Raw genomic sequence first — 15520 nt, forward strand, 5'->3', positions numbered from 1 at the left:
TAGGCGACTGTAGTTGATGACCGAGTCGTCGGTACCACATTGCATTCCACCCGAGCACCAACGCGAAAACGACCTCTCGAAAACGTTTTTGGTTGCTGCCAGTGAGGCTGGACTCAGGCTAGATCGGTTCCTGACCAGCAACTTTCCGGAACATTCCAGATCATCGCTGAACAAACTCATTGCCTCCGCCGACGTGCGGGTTAATGAACAAACCGTTAAGGCTGGATACCGTCTTCGAGAGGGGGACTCTGTGTGTATTGAGTTCCCCGTCCTCAAGGATGAGCCGCTTTCCCCGGAGAAGATAGACTTCCCTGTTCTCTTTGAGGATGAGCACCTGCTGGTTATCAGCAAGCCGCCTGGATTGGTGGTGCATCCTGCCTGTGGCCATCAATCGGGTACGCTTGTGCATGGTTTGCTTTACCACTGTCACGAGCTCCCCTCGCTTGATGGCGAACGGCCTGGGATTGTTCACCGCCTGGATAAGGATACCTCCGGCATCATGCTGGTGGCTAAGGATGAGTTCTGTTTGCGCACGCTCATGGTTGATTTTAAAGATCGCCGCATTCACAAGACTTACCAGGCCCTGCTGCTGCGCTCTCCGCGCGATCCGCAGGGGCGCATTGTGCAGCCTCTAGGCCGCCATCCCGTTGATCGTAAAAAAATGGCGGTACGTCCAGCTGATGGTAAATATGCTGCGAGCAACTGGCAAATTACTGAAGTGTTTGCCAATGGCTGGTGTTTCGCCCAAATTGGTATTGAGACGGGGCGGACCCATCAGATTCGGGTGCATATGGCTTGGGTAAAGGCCCCCGTGCTTGGTGACCGCCTCTATGGCGGATCGGTGAGCCAGCAAAGTGGGTATCATGTCGGGCGGCAAATGTTGCATGCCAGTATCCTGCAGTTTACGCATCCCATTCATGGCAAAGCCATGTCCTTTACTGCGCCGCTGTGGAATGATATGCAGACACTGCTTGATACTCTGCGGTGTGCATGATGGCAGTGGCTCCCTTTACTCTTGGCATTACCGGCGGCATTGGTTCTGGAAAAAGCGCTGTGAGTCGCCTGCTGGCCAGTTACTGCCTGGCTCCGCTGGTGGATGTGGACCACTGCTGTAAGACACTTCTTGATGTCGGTGAGCCTGGCTGGGTTGCCTTGAGAAAAAATTTTGGTGAGCAGTTTCTTCTGGCCAACAGGGAGGTGGACCGCGTAAAATTACGTGAGAAGCTTTTTGGCGATCATGATTTTCGCCGCCATCTGGACTCCCTGCTCCACCCTCTTGCCCAAGACCTCATGATGCAACGGGTGCAGCAACTTGGAGGAAATTTGGTGCTGGTTGAGATTCCGCTGCTGTATGAGGCGGGGTGGCAGCATGTGGTGGATGCGGTTTTAGTTGTCTTTGCTCGACGTGGGTGCCAGTGTTACCGTATAATGCACCGTGATCAGGTGTCACGGCTCCAGGCCGCTCAGGCAATTCGGTCCCAGATGGATCTGGGAAAAAAAGCTCGGCTGGCCGACTACTGCATTGATAACAGTGGTGCCTGGCAACAGACCCGTGTGGAAGTTATCCGACTCGGAGACGCGCTCTCTGAACGGTTTGCAGGGAGTTTTTAGGAAGAAAGTGCTTGACAGGCTCGGGCTAAACCAATATTTAGCACAGTAACATCTCAACAGATCGATTTCTACCCATCGGTTTCTTGTTCTGATATTTCACGCGAAAAATATAGGCATTTGATTCTAGTTCGCATCGTGCATGCGTGGCTGAATTAAATTGAGTGGAATTTGCACACCTGAGGGATGCTTCTTTCCCAATTTCCAGTTCAGGGATCGGCAAGAATACAAGCAGTTTCCATTGCGTTTCACTGATTACTCCCGACGGATACTTTCAAAATTATGGCGTTGGGTAGAATCTCGCCGTTAATTCCATTATATTTACATTTGATACTGAAGCCGCAGCCTTGACTGCTGCGGTCTATTTGCACTGACCTCATGGAGGGATGATTGGTCAATGAATCCAACTGAGTTGAAAAACAAAAAAATTAAAGAACTCGTCAGCCTCGCTGCTTCTCTCAATATTGAGGGATACAGCAACATGACCAAGCAGGAATTGATTTTTGCCATACTTAAAGAGCAGGCTGATGAGGATGGCAAATTGCGCGGCAGCGGCGTGCTCGAGATCCTTCAGGATGGATTCGGTTTTCTCCGTGCTCCGGACTATAACTATCTGCCAGGTCCGGATGATATTTACGTCTCTCCTTCACAGATTCGCCGCCTCAACCTCCGCACCGGAGACACAATTGAAGGCGAAGTTCGTGCTCCTAAGGATAACGAGCGCTATTTTGCGTTGCTCAAGGTTGATACCATCAACTACGAGCCCCCCGAGGCAGCTAAGAACAAGACCGCCTTTATCAATCTGACGCCACTGCATCCCGATCAGCTGATCGATCTGGAAACGGCTCCGGATAATCTTTCCATGCGGGTGCTCAATATTGCCGCTCCCCTTGGTAAAGGCCAGCGTGGTTTGATCGTCGCCCCGCCCCGGACCGGTAAAACCATGTTGATGCAGAAGATCGCCAACTCCATTGTTGCCAACCATAAAGAGGTTATCCTCATCGTGCTGCTCATTGACGAGCGTCCCGAAGAGGTGACTGATATGAAACGCAACGTCAACGCCGAGGTCGTCAGCTCCACCTTTGATGAACCGCCCCAGCGCCATATTCAGGTCGCTGAAATGGTTATCCAGAAGGCACAGCGATTGGTCGAGCACAAGAAAGACGTGGTTATCCTGCTCGACTCCATCACCCGTCTTGCCCGCGCCTACAACACGGTGACTCCCGCTTCGGGGAAAATTCTTTCCGGTGGTGTGGAGGCCAACGCCCTGCACCGGCCAAAACGATTTTTCGGCGCGGCCCGTAATATGGAGGAGGGAGGGAGCCTGACCATTCTTGCCACCGCCCTGATTGACACCGGAAGCCGTATGGACGAGGTTATCTTTGAGGAGTTCAAGGGGACCGGTAATATGGAGATCGTCCTGGATCGCAAGATGGCCAACCGCCGCATTTACCCCGCCATTGATATTCAAAAATCCGGTACCCGTAAAGAAGACCTGCTCCTGCCCCCTGACGATCTCAATCGTATCTGGATTCTGCGTAAGCTGCTCTCTTCAATGAACCCTGCCGATGCCATGGAATTTTTGCTGGATAAGATGCGGCAGACCAAAAATAATCAGGAATTTTTTGCCTCGATGAACCGTTGATCCGGTATGCGCATCCCCTTGTCGTAGAAAAGAATTTTTCCACATAAAGAATCGTTTTTTTGCGCACCTTGAGCATTTCTTTTGAAAAAAGAAGGGAATCTTTGCTCGGGCAGGATTGTTTTTTCTTTCAAGAAACGGGGAAAAACGTTATATTGTCATTTTTTGGTTAAAAATTATTGTAGGGTTAATGCCATCCTCGCCGCAATACCATCGGAGGGGATGTTTTGTGCATGTTTCAACTCTTTGTTGTTGTGCACTTTTGAGTTTTTACGAGTCCCACTATTTCACCAGGAGTGTCCCAAATGAAAGCCAATATTCATCCGGAATATCATAAAATCAAGGCAGTTTGCGCCTGTGGCAATGAAATCGAACTCGGCTCTGTAGATACCGAGATGCGTGTGGAGATCTGTTCTGCCTGTCATCCATTCTTCACCGGTAAACAGAAGCTGATTGATACCGCAGGACGTATCGAGAAATTTAAAAAGAAATACGCTGGATACCAGGCAACCAAGAAAAAATAATTTTTGGCTGGAATTTCTTTTTCTCCCTCCTGACCCCCATTCTGGACAAACGCCACACCTCTTGTTGAGAGCGTGGGTGGAGTGTCAGCGTGCGTGTGGTCATGAGGGATTTTCTTTTTCTGGAATCCGTATCATGCCGTTGTCTCCATCGCACCTCTGGGGTAAGGACAGGAGGCAACAGCCTGGCAGTTCGTGATTTCAGAAAGCTGTTCCCCCGTGCATTCTTCCTATTAAAAGCCACGAAATAATCCCTGCCGATATTCTCAGCCTTTCGCTGATGAAGTGTGCGCAATGACGGCTTGCTTCTTTTGACGAGGTGATCATGTTTGAGAATTTACGTGACATTGACGAGCGGTTGAGTTCGCTTGAACGGCAGCTCTCTGATCCTGAGCTTGTCGGGAATCAGAGTAAATACCGTGAGGTGGTGCGGGAACATGCTGACGTTGCAAAAATTGCTGAGCTTTACTTTGAATATAAAAATGTCATTACGCAGATCGCCGATAACCAGGAACTGATTCACTCAGATGGTGAGGATCAGGAACTCGTTGAGCTGGCAAAGCTTGATAATGAGGAGCTGAAGGAACGGGAAGAGGAACTGGAGCAACTGATCCGCCTCCGTCTGCTCCCCAAAGATCCCAACGACGAAAAAAATATTCTGCTGGAAATTCGAGCAGGTACTGGCGGGGATGAAGCGGCCTTGTTTGCTGCTGATCTTTTTCGCATGTACAGCCGCTACGCCGAAAGTCAGAAGTGGAAAGTGGAAATCATGAGTTCCAACCCCATTGGCATCGGTGGTTTTAAGGAAATCATCGCGCTTATCAGCGGTAATGGCGTCTACTCCCGTTTAAAATTTGAATCCGGAGTGCATCGTGTCCAGCGAGTACCTGACACCGAGACCCAGGGGCGCATCCATACCTCTGCGGTGACGGTTGCAATTATTCCTGAGGCCGAGGAAGTCGATCTGCATATCGAACCCAATGAGTTGAAATTTGACGTCTACCGTTCATCCGGGCCTGGAGGACAATCGGTCAACACCACCGACTCTGCAGTCCGGGTGACCCATCTGCCCACCGGCTTGGTGGTTACCTGTCAGGATGAAAAATCCCAGCATAAAAATAAGGCCAAGGCCTTGCAAGTCCTCCGCGCACGTTTGCTTGATCAGGTGGAGCAGGAACGCCACGATCGTATCTCCGAGGAAAGGAAATCACAGGTTGGCTCTGGTGATCGAAGTGAGCGCATTCGAACCTACAACTTTCCCCAGGGGCGGGTGACGGACCACCGGATAAATCTGACTGTCTACCGACTTGACCAGATATTGGCTGGCATGCTTGATGAGGTAATCGTCCCCATCATCACTCATTATCAGACAGAAGCACTGAAAGAAGGCAGTTAAGTGGAACATGCCTCTGCGCCAATAGGTGCGCTGTTGCGCTCTGGGAGCAGGCAGCTGGCTGCTGCCGGTATTAGGGATGCGGAGATCGAGTCCAGGCTTCTGTTGCAGTTTGTCACCGGGCTCAGTCGTACCCAGCTCATGCTTGATGCCGACGTAGTTCAGGAACCTGCTCTTGTTAACCACTATCATGATCTCCTGGACAAGCGTTGTCAGCGGATTCCCCTGCAGCATCTCACCGGCGTTCAGGATTTTTGGTCACTTGAGCTGATTGTTTCCCCGGCTGTGCTTATCCCAAGGCCGGAAACCGAGTTTTTGATAGAACAGGTCCTGGCAAAGCTGCATCCGAAAACCGGGTTGCGAGTCCTTGATATGTGCACCGGCAGCGGAGCAATTGCCCTGGTCCTGGCCCAAGAGCTGGACTGCTCGGTTGTCGGCGTTGATCTCTCGCCTGAGGCCCTGTGGATAGCGCAGCAGAACCGCTCTCAATACCACCTCGAGGAGCAGGTTGCCCTGGTCCAGAGTGATCTTTTTGCCGCCCTGGCACAAGAACGCATTTTTGACTGTATTGTCAGCAATCCGCCCTATATTGCTGACTCGGTGATTGAGCAACTGGAACCCGAGGTGGCTTGCTTTGAGCCGCGTATGGCGCTTTCAGGCGGTCAGGATGGGCTCGACTGTATACAACGCATTATTACCCAGGCACCAAACTATCTCCAGGTCGGAGGCTGGCTTTTTCTGGAGATTGGTTCTGACCAACAAGAAGCGGTGATCAGCCTTTTGCAAGCTGCCACCGTATATGAGCAGGCACAGGTGCTCAGTGACTATGCCGGTCAGCCCCGAGTGGCGCTGGCTCGATTATGTTGCTGAGAGCCTTGTCTTCCACAATGAACCCTTGTTATTCTTCCTTTTTTTGACTGATATATGGACAAGTTACTTATAGACGGCGGTGTGCCCCTGTATGGCACCGTTTCCATTAGTGGTGCCAAAAACGCTGCCCTGCCACTTCTGGCTGCAACCCTGCTTGCTCCTGGTGAGCACGTACTCCATAATGTCCCTGATCTGCGCGATACGCGGACTATGTTGAAATTGCTTGAGATACTTGGTGTGCAATGGGAACGAAGCGGCAAAACGGTGCGGATCAATGCCGATAATCTCACGGGGGTTGAGGCCCCCTACGACCTGGTTAAAACCATGCGCGCCTCTGTGCTTGTCCTGGGCCCGCTGCTTGCCCGCTTGGGCTCTGCCAGAGTTTCGCTGCCCGGCGGGTGTGCCATCGGAGCCCGCCCCATCAACTATCATCTCAAAGGCTTTGAAAAATTAGGGGTCACCACCAACCTGGAACAGGGGTATGTGGAGGCCATTGCAAATGGAAGAATGCAGGGGGCGACCGTTTATTTTGATGTGCCTTCGGTTACGGGGACGGAAAACGTCCTTATGGCTTCGGTGGTTGCAGAAGGGGAGACGGTCATTGAAAATGCCGCACGTGAGCCCGAGGTCGGGAACCTGGTAGATATGCTGGTCGCCATGGGGGCGAATATTGAAGGCAAAGACACCGACCGCTTGGTCGTGCAGGGAGTCTCCGAGCTGCATGCCACTGAATCGAAGATCATCCCTGATCGTATCGAAACCGGCACCTATATGATTGCCGTGGCTGCCACCGGTGGTTCGGTCACCATAACCGACTGTGATCCCAGTCACCTCCTTGCTTTGACGGAGAAGCTGCTGCTCTGCGGGGTTAACATCGAGGAGACCGAGGATTCGATTACCGTCTCCTGCCCGGAGATTGACGGCAGAAGCCTCTGCAGACTGCGTAGTATAGACATTACCACCTTACCCTATCCAGGATTTCCAACCGACCTGCAGGCCCAGTTCATGGCATTGATGGTTCAGGGGGACGGGACCTCTATCATCCATGAGACCATCTTTGAAAACAGGTTCATGCATGTGGCCGAGTTGAAACGGCTTGGCGCTGATATTGCCATTGAAGGCTCACGGGCCATTATACGAGGGATAGGGCGCGATACCCTCTGCGGTGCTCCGGTTATGGCAACTGATCTGCGAGCTTCTGCTTCCCTGGTCATTGCGGGGCTCTCTGCCCTTGGCCGTACAGAGGTTTCCAGGATTTATCATCTGGAGCGCGGCTATGAAGAGATGGCTGAAAAACTGCGGGCTCTGGGGGCTCGAGTGGAAATAGTCAGGGAATAGTGGGCTGGGGCAAGCGTAGAGCCATAAGGCACCCCTGGGGAGAGTTCTCTTTGATGGACAGGCTGCCATGATGGTTTTCAATGATCTGATGGACGATGGACAGGCCTAGGCCGGTACCGTCGGTCCTGCTTGAGAAAAATGGCGTCATGACCTTACTGCGTATAGCCGGATCAATGCCAACCCCTTCATCGCAAATCTCCAGGTAAAGTTCCCCAGTGTCCTGTTCCAGAGCGGTGACGTGTACCTTCCCCCCGGTTGTTTCCACTGCATAACAGGCATTTTCCAGAAGATGGGTGAGCACTGTCTGCATCTGCTGGCGATCTGCCCAGCAGGAAAGCGTCGCATTGATTTCTTTTTCAATGCGGCGGGCAGAGGCCAGTAGAGGGCCGCCCTCCAACCTTTTTATTACCTCATCAACCACGTTACTCAGGTTGAACCACTCGCACTGAACCACTGCGGGCCGTGCAAACTGAAGAAAATCGGTGATGGTTTTGGCCATACGGTTTGATTCACGCTGAATAATTCCCAAAAGGGTCCTGACTGTTGCCTCGTCCATGGTACTCAGCGGTTCCTGTTCCATGGTCAAAATCTGCACAGAACCGGAAATCGCCGCCAGTGGATTTCTAAACCCATGGGCAATGGATGCGCTCAGTTCGCCGATGGCCGCCATCTTCTCCGCTTCCCGCACCTGGTTTTCCATCCGTTCTATCTGGCTGATATCCTGCAGCGTAATCACCTTGCCCCGTGCCCAGGAATCTTTCTCTTCTTGCTGCTGCTCCGGTGTACGGAGAAAACTAAACGAGTAGCCCAGTCGTATGGCCACTCCGTCTGTTCGCTTGTAATCGCAGACCGAGCGTCCCTGCTTCTCCTGAAGACGAATTTCGGGGAAAATACGGGTAAAGGGCTGTCCTAAAAGGACCTGACGGGTGTAACCGGTGATGCGTTCGGCCGCCTGGTTGAACGAGGTGATAAAGTCGAGCGAATCCGTGGTGATAATGCCGGTTGATATGTCGTCGAAGATCTGCTTGTAGAGACTTGAGAGGCGATCATATTCACGTGAGGTCCGATCGAGTTTTTCCTCTGTGACCCGCAGGCGTCTGGCCAGTTGACCGCTCAAGAGGGCTGCGAGGAAAAAGATCAGGCCGTATATGGCAAAGAGATTGGCCGTGGCCAAGGGGTTGGTTGCCGGCTTATAAAGTGAGTCAAGAAAATAGTCGGGGATATGCCCCACCTGTTCAAGGAAGAAGACTCCGGCTAAAAGCAGGGTGGAGCTGGCTGCGAGAAAGAGGGCACCGATGCGGTAGAGAATGAACCCACCGGTGATCACCGGCAACACCATCAACACGATAAAATCCGACTGGCTGCACCCGGTTCCATAGACCAGGACTGCATTGCAGCAGAGATCAAAGAGCAGTTGGACTACGCCAAAACGACGCGCCGACCAGCCAATTCTGGGCATGAGCAGAGCAGAGAGGATGGAAAATCCGTAAATGCCCAAAAGAAAGAAAGAGATGAGCGGCAGGGGAGGCAGTAGGGCTGAGCTCTCTTTTTCCAGCAGATAAACTCCTATGCTGAGCAGCAGGGTAAACAACACCACACGGATGGCGATCCACCAGAGGATATGGCGCCGGATTTCCTGCTCACTGCTGGTTACCGGCGAAAAGAGTCGAAGGAGAGAGCGCATTGGTTTCCTCTACACAGGGGGGCTGTTATTGGCGCTCGTCGTCAATGCCATGTTTTTTGGTTTTATAGCGTAGGCTGCGAAAGCTGAGCTTGAGCAGTTCCGCTGCCCGCATCTTGGAATTGCCTGCCGTGTCAAGGGCATGGCGGATCATGTCTTTTTCTACATTCTGCAGTACCTCTTCAATTCCCTTGTCAAAGAGTTCCTGCTCGCTATGGGCAGCGACAAACAGTGGCGCGTTTTCTTCCTGATAAGCCGGTGTCTTTTTGCCCTGGCGATGCAGTGAGAGAATCAGGTTCTCCGGCAGAATAATATTAGAGGACTCCATGGCCACGCCTCGCTCTATAATGTTTTCAAGCTCTCGTACGTTGCCGGGAAAGTCGTATTGCATGAGCACTTCCATGCCGTAGGATGACATGGTCTGCACTTCTTTGCCCAGCAGGCTGGAGTATTTTTTCAAAAAATGTTCGACTAGAAGTGGTACATCAGAAAGCCGTTCCCGCAATGGAGGAACACGAATCGGTACTACGGCGAGGCGGTAATAGAGATCTTCGCGAAAGGATCCGGAAATAATCTCTTCTTCAAGAATACGGTTGGTGGCGGCAATAATGCGGACATTCACCTGCCGAGTTCGGGTCGAGCCAATGGGCATGAATTCGCGTTCCTGCAAAACCCGGAGAAGTTTAGTCTGGATAATGGGGGTGAGTTCGCCTATCTCGTCAAGGAAGGCGGTGCCACCATCGGCCTGTTGAAAAAGGCCCGCCTTATCAGCAATAGCCCCGGTAAAGGACCCTTTTACATGGCCAAAGAGTTCACTTTCAAGCAGGCTCTCGGGGATGGCGCTGCAGGTGATGGGAACAAAGGGTTTTTTCGAAACCTGGGAGCGGTTATGGATAGCCTTTGCCACAAGCTCCTTGCCCGTGCCCGACTCCCCGTAAATAAGCACGTTGGCGGGAGTAGGCGCGATTTTGGAGATCAGCTCAAAGATTTTCATCATCTCCGAGCTGCGGCCAATGATCTCGGGAAATCCTTGCTCCGGTAAAACCTCTGCCTGGGGACGTTTTTTTAATACAGCCCGCACCACCCGCTTGATTTCATCGACATTAAAGGGCTTGGTGATGTAATCAAAGGCGCCGTTTTTCATGGCGGTTACCGCATCATCGGGAGAGGCGAAGGCGGTGATCATGATGACGCCGATATCGGGCTGAGGCTCTTTTATCTGTGCCAGTAATTCCAGCCCACTCATGCCGGGCATGCGAATATCTGAAATCATCAGATCAAAGGGATGGTCCTGGGCAAGCTGCAGGGCATTGGTTCCATCTGGTGCCACCGTGACCTGGTACCCTTCTTTTTCAAGAAGAATGCGCAAAAATTCGCGCATGCTCAGCTCGTCATCAACAACGAGAATAGAGGACATATTGTACCTTATAAAAATCCTTGCAAATCAAACTTTTGTGAATAATAGCCAGTGTATCCCCAAGGTTACATTGAAGTCAAACATTATCCTCTTTCCCTGATTGCAGGAGCGGCGCCAGGGGGAAGTTTGGGGCCGTAAGACGATAGCGGATCCTTGCGGATAGGGTAAAGGCATATTCCTGAATCCGTGCGCATTCAACCGCCGTCATGATTTCAGGTGCATATCCGGTTTACATCCAGGTGGTGATACGGTAGATAGAGACAATCCTGGATTCGAGAGTAAAAACCCCCGTCACGGATTTAGGGACAAACTTTTTGCTTGAATGCTTGGTTGAGCTTTCCCTGGAAGGCTTGCAACAGGCGTACTTTAAACAAGGATACGCATCGCGTGAAGACTGAAGAACAATTGCAACAACAGGCGCTCACAGAACATCTGGCAGAGCTGCGCTCCTGCCTGCTTATTTCTCTGGGGGCTGTTGCCGCTGGCTTTGCTGTAGCCTATAGTGTGGTTCGCCCACTGGCTGATTATTTTCTCCGGCCCCTGGTCCTGGTCCTGCCTGAAGGCCAACCTCTTATTTTCACCTCATACCAGGAAGGGTTTTTTTTTATCTAAAGCTCGCCCTTGTCTGCGGTATTGTCCTGGCCAGCCCGGTCATCTTTTCCCAAATCTGGCGTTTTATTGCTCCCGGCCTCTACCGCCATGAACGCAAGGCCCTGATTCCCTTCATCCTCATCTCCACCCTCTGTTTTCTCGGTGGAACAGCCTTTGGGTACTTCGTCGTATTTCCTCCAGCTTTTCAGTTCCTGCTCGGTTATTCTTCGAGTTTCCTAGAGCCCATGCCCTCGGTGGATGAATATTTTTCGCTTGCCCTCCGACTCTTCTTCGCCTTTGGTCTTGTCTTCGAGTTACCCGTGTTCATGGTGTTTCTCGCCAAGATCGGCATCGTCAATCCACCGTTTTTAAAGAAAAACAGAAAGTACGCCTTGCTCATGGCCTTTATCATCGCTGCCATTCTCACACCAACTCCCGATGTCGTCAATCAGCTGCTGATGGCTGGCCCACTGGTAGTGTTGTACGAGGTAAGTATTGTGGCGGTGTCGTTTTTCGGGCGCACAACCCTGGCGAGTTTCTCACAGCCTACTGAAGAGGAAAGTGAGGAGGACCTGTCGTAAAGCCCATGCCCACATGAACAAAATTTTTTATCGTCCACAGAAGAACTTTCTTGTTTAGTTGTGGGTAACTTGGTTAAAATATAGAACATTATTCTCAACAATTCTTCATAGTTGCCTAGCCGTCAGATCAAACAAGCCAGGAGGATGAGCATGTCGTATATCTGTGATTTTGAAAAAGCTCTGGAGATTGGCCGTCCACCGAATATTCGTTCCCTGTTTCCAAGCTCCCGAGCCTTGCTGGTCAGTGGTAAGGTTATAGATAGAGCCATGCTGGCCAAAGGTGGAGCTATGACCATTGCAGCCAACGGCCGTAATAATCTGGTCATTCGGGGGGCTTTGCAGGCCGCCCAACGGGCCCATGCAGCCATTATTATCGAAATTGCCCGTTCTGAAGGTGGCGCAAACGCCTATTGCGCGGTTAATTACTGGAATATTGCCCGCCAGGTCGATGCTCTTTGCAACGAGCTGGGGATTACCGTTCCGGTTGCCATTCACGCCGATCATTACGGGATTAAAAAGCCTGAAGACGTGCCTGTTGCAGCTGTTGAAATTCCCACCATTTTTGAGGCAGGTATCACCTCTATAGCCATTGATGCCTCACACATGGTTGATGACGAGAACCTGTTGGCCAGTGTTGAGCTTTCCCGCTATGTGCCCTCATGGGCAGGTCTTGAGACCGAGGTCGGAGAGATTAAAGGTAAGCTCGGGCTTTCCACCAAGGAAGAGGCGCTCTTTATCATTCAGGGACTCAACGCCCACGATGTCTTTCCCGACTGGATCGCACTCAACAACGGAACCACCCACGGTATAGAGGCTTCGGCCCAGGGCATTCAGGTTGAACTGACCACTGAAATTCATAAGGCGCTGGCCGGTTATGCCGTATCGGGAGCTCAGCATGGTACCTCCGGTAACAACTCCGGGCGATTGCGTGATATTGCTGCCCAGACGTACACCACCAAGGCCAATGTGGCGACCGCCCTACAGATGGTCTCCTGGGGCCTTGAGGTAAACGATTACGGTAATGCTGCTCTTGATGACAAGGGTGACTTCATCAAGGTGCAGGGCGAGGGCGTTACCGAAGAGTTGTGGCAGGAGATGCAGAGCTACGCCCAGGAACAGGGCTGGAAGCAGGGGAATTACAAAAAACTGAACCTGCCCTTTGAAAACAAGATTCTTGGGCAACCCAAGGCTGTCCGTGAACGCATGGCCAGACGTGTGGAGAATTTTATCTACACCATACTGGTCGAGGTGTTTAATGCCGCTGACACCGCCCGCTATGGTGTGGAAGCTATTCTTGAGGCTGGTTCGTATGACCTTGGACCCAAAACAGGTCGTATAGAATCACCGGAGGCTTGGAGCGTGGAAAAAATTCACGAACGGGCAGCGGCCATCAGCTCCGATAAAGGCCCGGAAGGGGACTTTGACGATTAATCCCTGTTGCGCAGGATTAAAAATGAAGGGGGTTGCAAAAAACTTGCACTGATAACGGATTGGTGTATAGTTGTCCTTCCGCATATACAAGGCACTATTGGGCGGGTAGCTCAGCTGGATAGAGTGTTGGCCTCCGAAGCCAAAGGCCGCGGGTTCGAATCCCGCCTCGCCCACCAGTAATATCAGCCACTTAGCAAGTTTTTGCTAGGTGGCTTTTTTTGTTTTGAGCCCCAGCTTTAAAAAAACTCGCCTTCGCCTTTTTTTACTCAGAAAATATTTTACCCAACCAATGCTTGGCCCAGCTGAAAGGCCCTGTCCAGGTCTTTAGGGAATTGCTCCTTCCTGGATTTTGCCTTTGCTATGGGATCGACACCATCAGAAATGATCCTTGTATAGTCCTGTACCTGCATGGTGTCGCAAACCGTCATATATTCCGAGTGGCCGAAAATCCGTTCAAAATAGTCCTTGTTCATCTCAAAAGTATGTGCATAATTTCTGGCCGTCATGCCCTGTTCATCCACATTCATATTATAGATAAAGGCGGTTTTCATCTCCCCCTTATACTTTGATGAACAGGTTTTGCTGTATAGAAAAAATGGATAGGCAAACCGTTCAATGATGGCTCTGGTATAAGCGGTAACATCACCGAAATAAATGGGCGAACCAAAGACAATGGCATCGGCTTGGGTCATCTTCGCCAACAGAGGCGTGAGTTCATCCTTCACGGCGCACAATCCGTTTTCCCTGTTCTTAATTGTTTTGCAGGCCAGGCAGCTGATACACCCCTTGAAACGATAATCGTAGAGGTGAATCAACTCTGTCCGGGCACCTTTTGATGCGGCTCCTTTAACGGTGCTGTCCAAAAGACTGGCGGTGTTGGATTGCTTTCGGGGGCTGCAGTTAACGGCATAAAATTTCATGTGGTGTCCTTAAAATAAAATTAGCTTAAAGTGCCAACAATAGGCATTCCCCGTGGTATTTCAACGGTTCTGCATCATATCCATAGAAGACTTTTGAATAAGGCACTTCTTTGATAGAGCGTTGAGAGGGGCGTTATGCTCGAAAGTTGTGTTTGAGGGGGGCGCTAAAGGAAAAATGGCGTAAAATAAATGAATGGGGGCAGGTCACGATTTTTGAGTTGACGGTATCCCTGATATCTCCCGGTACTCAACTTTCGAGGAACCATAACATTTCCGCTCGATTGACGTCGTGACTTCAAAACGTTATAGTTTCTAGCATCTAAAGGGAGTTATGTTATGGAACCTGCACTGAAACGCGCAACTATTTACCTTGATTCACAGTTACACAAAGCTCTCAAACTTAAGTCCATCGAAACCTCGAAATCTATTTCAGCCTTGGTCAGCCAAGCAGTGAAAGATTCTCTTGCCGAAGATGCTACCGACATTGAGGCCTTTGAGGAACGGACAAAGGAATCCGTTTTGAGTTTTGCCGAGATGGTGGCGAGGTTAAAAGCCGATGGCAGGATCTGAAGTCCTCTTCAAGGATTCGGTCTACAAAGATCTGCGTCGTATTCCGAAAACCGATTTAGAGCGAATCCTCGCTAGGATTGAGCAGCTTGGACTTGATCCCCTGCCACCAGGAAGCCTGAAACTCACCGGTGCTGAATTATGCCGAGTCCGTCAAGGCGCAACTGCCGGATTGTCTATAAGTGATAAGAGGGCGGACCTTTGCTTGGCTTTTTTCTTGTTTTAACCTGAAGACACCCCGAAAAAACCGGTGATCATTGTGTGAGAGGGCAAGAGTAATGACTGAGGTGAGTATTCGCTTAGCCGAGTTACAAGACGCACCTGCCATCCTCCAGTTGCAGAAACTTGCCTATGAATCAGAGGCGAGGTTGTACAACGACTGGTCAATTCCTCCCCTGACACAAACGCTGGCATCTTTGGAGGGAGAGTTTCAAACGCACACTGTCCTTAAGGCAGCTCTAGGTGAACAGCTTGTTGGTACTGTGCGTACGATTACCGAACATGCGGTATGCTCCATCGGCCGCCTGGCTGTGCTTCCCGAATTTCAGGGGCAGGGCATTGGCTCTAAGTTGCTACGTGCGGCAGAAAATGAAGCGAAAGATACAGGAAAATTTGAACTCTTTACTGGCGCCAAAAGCGAGGCAAACATTCGGCTGTACCAACGTCATGGTTATAACGTTGTCCGCACCGAGGTTCTTTCGCCTGCTGTTTCATTGGTTTTCATGGAAAAGCGAGTGCATGATACCCTCTAATGAATCATTGCAGCGAACACGTACATGCACCGCTGTAGAATAATAGGTGCTGGCCACGTTTTGGCTCTATATACTAAATAAGGCTCTTCCGCCGAATCCGTGGGTAGAAATCTGGAATTTTGAAAATTTCGAGCAAAGGGTAGTCCGAAATATCTCTCCTTATCGCCTCCCCCTTTTTAGTGAGGGGAGGTGATAAGGAGAGATATTT

14 protein-coding genes, 1 tRNA gene and 1 pseudogene are annotated in these 15520 nt (G+C 51.0%); 13 read left to right on the plus strand and 3 right to left on the minus strand.

All coding sequences use genetic code 11. The features are described 5' to 3' along the window. Positions 1–16: 16 nt before the first annotated feature. The 7 genes from JWJ90_RS17475 (at position 17) to murA (ending at position 7372) form a co-directional block, all read left to right on the plus strand. Positions 17–994, plus strand: coding sequence for an RluA family pseudouridine synthase (locus JWJ90_RS17475; RefSeq protein WP_240195012.1), 978 nt, complete (start codon positions 17–19; stop codon positions 992–994). Continuing rightward, the gene (coaE, locus tag JWJ90_RS17480) at positions 991–1611 is read left to right on the plus strand and encodes a dephospho-CoA kinase (RefSeq protein WP_240195013.1); all 621 of its coding nucleotides are present in this window, start codon (positions 991–993) and stop codon (positions 1609–1611) included. Before JWJ90_RS17475 ends, coaE begins: the two co-directional genes overlap by 4 nt. 394 nt (positions 1612–2005) lie before the next feature. Further along, positions 2006–3253: a transcription termination factor Rho gene (gene rho, locus JWJ90_RS17485; RefSeq protein ID WP_205228502.1), complete on the plus strand. Its 1248-nt coding sequence runs from the start codon at positions 2006–2008 to the stop codon at positions 3251–3253. A 302-nt stretch (positions 3254–3555) separates the two neighbouring features. Further along, positions 3556–3774 (plus strand): 50S ribosomal protein L31, encoded by a 219-nt coding sequence (gene rpmE, locus JWJ90_RS17490; RefSeq protein ID WP_205228503.1) that lies wholly within the window; start codon positions 3556–3558, stop codon positions 3772–3774. A 322-nt stretch (positions 3775–4096) separates the two neighbouring features. After that, positions 4097–5167: a peptide chain release factor 1 gene (gene prfA, locus JWJ90_RS17495; RefSeq protein WP_205228504.1), complete on the plus strand. Its 1071-nt coding sequence runs from the start codon at positions 4097–4099 to the stop codon at positions 5165–5167. After that, positions 5168–6034 (plus strand): peptide chain release factor N(5)-glutamine methyltransferase, encoded by an 867-nt coding sequence (gene prmC / locus JWJ90_RS17500; RefSeq protein ID WP_205228505.1) that lies wholly within the window; start codon positions 5168–5170, stop codon positions 6032–6034. A gap of 54 nt (positions 6035–6088) precedes the next feature. Next, on the plus strand, positions 6089–7372 hold the full coding sequence (gene murA / locus JWJ90_RS17505; protein ID WP_205228506.1) for a UDP-N-acetylglucosamine 1-carboxyvinyltransferase: 1284 nt from the start codon (positions 6089–6091) through the stop codon (positions 7370–7372). On the opposite strand, the gene JWJ90_RS17510 is transcribed toward murA, so the two are convergent. Further along, positions 7362–9056: a two-component system sensor histidine kinase NtrB gene (locus JWJ90_RS17510; protein ID WP_205228507.1), complete on the minus strand. Its 1695-nt coding sequence runs from the start codon at positions 9054–9056 to the stop codon at positions 7362–7364. The two genes, murA and JWJ90_RS17510, sit on opposite strands and share 11 nt — an antisense overlap. A gap of 25 nt (positions 9057–9081) precedes the next feature. After that, positions 9082–10470 (minus strand): sigma-54-dependent transcriptional regulator, encoded by a 1389-nt coding sequence (locus JWJ90_RS17515; RefSeq protein ID WP_205228508.1) that lies wholly within the window; start codon positions 10468–10470, stop codon positions 9082–9084. A gap of 387 nt (positions 10471–10857) precedes the next feature. Here JWJ90_RS17515 and tatC point away from each other — a divergent pair. The 3 genes and pseudogenes from tatC to JWJ90_RS17535 all read left to right on the plus strand — a co-directional run bounded on the left by tatC (position 10858) and on the right by JWJ90_RS17535 (position 13249). Then, a pseudogene (gene tatC / locus JWJ90_RS17525) lies at positions 10858–11642 on the plus strand (twin-arginine translocase subunit TatC). Positions 11643–11792: 150 nt separating this feature from the next. Further along, positions 11793–13073 carry a class II fructose-bisphosphate aldolase gene (locus tag JWJ90_RS17530; RefSeq protein WP_205228510.1) on the plus strand — a complete coding sequence of 427 codons (1281 nt, stop codon included), beginning with the start codon at positions 11793–11795 and terminating at the stop codon, positions 13071–13073. A gap of 99 nt (positions 13074–13172) precedes the next feature. Next, a tRNA-Arg gene (locus JWJ90_RS17535) sits at positions 13173–13249 on the plus strand. A gap of 102 nt (positions 13250–13351) precedes the next feature. Here the strand turns inward: JWJ90_RS17535 and JWJ90_RS17540 are convergent. Then, positions 13352–13993, minus strand: coding sequence for a flavodoxin family protein (locus tag JWJ90_RS17540; protein ID WP_205228511.1), 642 nt, complete (start codon positions 13991–13993; stop codon positions 13352–13354). A gap of 336 nt (positions 13994–14329) precedes the next feature. On the opposite strand from JWJ90_RS17540, the gene JWJ90_RS17545 reads away from it, so the two are divergent. The 3 genes from JWJ90_RS17545 to JWJ90_RS17555 are packed head-to-tail and all read left to right on the plus strand — an operon-like array spanning position 14330 to position 15312. Continuing rightward, positions 14330–14563, plus strand: coding sequence for a CopG family transcriptional regulator (locus JWJ90_RS17545; RefSeq protein WP_205228512.1), 234 nt, complete (start codon positions 14330–14332; stop codon positions 14561–14563). Next, on the plus strand, positions 14550–14786 hold the full coding sequence (locus JWJ90_RS17550) for a type II toxin-antitoxin system RelE family toxin (RefSeq protein ID WP_205228513.1): 237 nt from the start codon (positions 14550–14552) through the stop codon (positions 14784–14786). The genes JWJ90_RS17545 and JWJ90_RS17550 overlap by 14 nt, the downstream gene beginning before the upstream one ends. Positions 14787–14838: 52 nt before the next feature. Beyond that, a complete protein-coding gene (locus tag JWJ90_RS17555; RefSeq protein WP_205228514.1) occupies positions 14839–15312 on the plus strand; it encodes a GNAT family N-acetyltransferase in 474 nt (157 codons plus the stop codon). Positions 15313–15520: the final 208 nt, after the last annotated feature.

This window comes from Desulfobulbus rhabdoformis (genome assembly GCF_016919065.1).
GTDB classification, from domain to species: domain Bacteria; phylum Desulfobacterota; class Desulfobulbia; order Desulfobulbales; family Desulfobulbaceae; genus Desulfobulbus; species Desulfobulbus rhabdoformis.

Excerpts from the sequence above, each read along its gene's own strand:
- JWJ90_RS17475 (WP_240195012.1), top strand. The coding sequence starts at position 17 with ATGACCGAGTCGTCGGTACCACATTGCATTCCACCCGAGCACCAACGC.
- coaE (WP_240195013.1), top strand. The coding sequence starts at position 991 with ATGATGGCAGTGGCTCCCTTTACTCTTGGCATTACCGGCGGCATTGGT.
- rho (WP_205228502.1), top strand. The coding sequence starts at position 2,006 with ATGAATCCAACTGAGTTGAAAAACAAAAAAATTAAAGAACTCGTCAGC.
- rpmE (WP_205228503.1), top strand. The coding sequence starts at position 3,556 with ATGAAAGCCAATATTCATCCGGAATATCATAAAATCAAGGCAGTTTGC.
- prfA (WP_205228504.1), top strand. The coding sequence starts at position 4,097 with ATGTTTGAGAATTTACGTGACATTGACGAGCGGTTGAGTTCGCTTGAA.
- murA (WP_205228506.1), top strand. The coding sequence starts at position 6,089 with ATGGACAAGTTACTTATAGACGGCGGTGTGCCCCTGTATGGCACCGTT.
- JWJ90_RS17510 (WP_205228507.1), bottom strand. The coding sequence starts at position 9,056 with ATGCGCTCTCTCCTTCGACTCTTTTCGCCGGTAACCAGCAGTGAGCAG.
- JWJ90_RS17515 (WP_205228508.1), bottom strand. The coding sequence starts at position 10,470 with ATGTCCTCTATTCTCGTTGTTGATGACGAGCTGAGCATGCGCGAATTT.
- JWJ90_RS17530 (WP_205228510.1), top strand. The coding sequence starts at position 11,793 with ATGTCGTATATCTGTGATTTTGAAAAAGCTCTGGAGATTGGCCGTCCA.
- JWJ90_RS17540 (WP_205228511.1), bottom strand. The coding sequence starts at position 13,993 with ATGAAATTTTATGCCGTTAACTGCAGCCCCCGAAAGCAATCCAACACC.
- JWJ90_RS17545 (WP_205228512.1), top strand. The coding sequence starts at position 14,330 with ATGGAACCTGCACTGAAACGCGCAACTATTTACCTTGATTCACAGTTA.
- JWJ90_RS17550 (WP_205228513.1), top strand. The coding sequence starts at position 14,550 with ATGGCAGGATCTGAAGTCCTCTTCAAGGATTCGGTCTACAAAGATCTG.
- JWJ90_RS17555 (WP_205228514.1), top strand. The coding sequence starts at position 14,839 with ATGACTGAGGTGAGTATTCGCTTAGCCGAGTTACAAGACGCACCTGCC.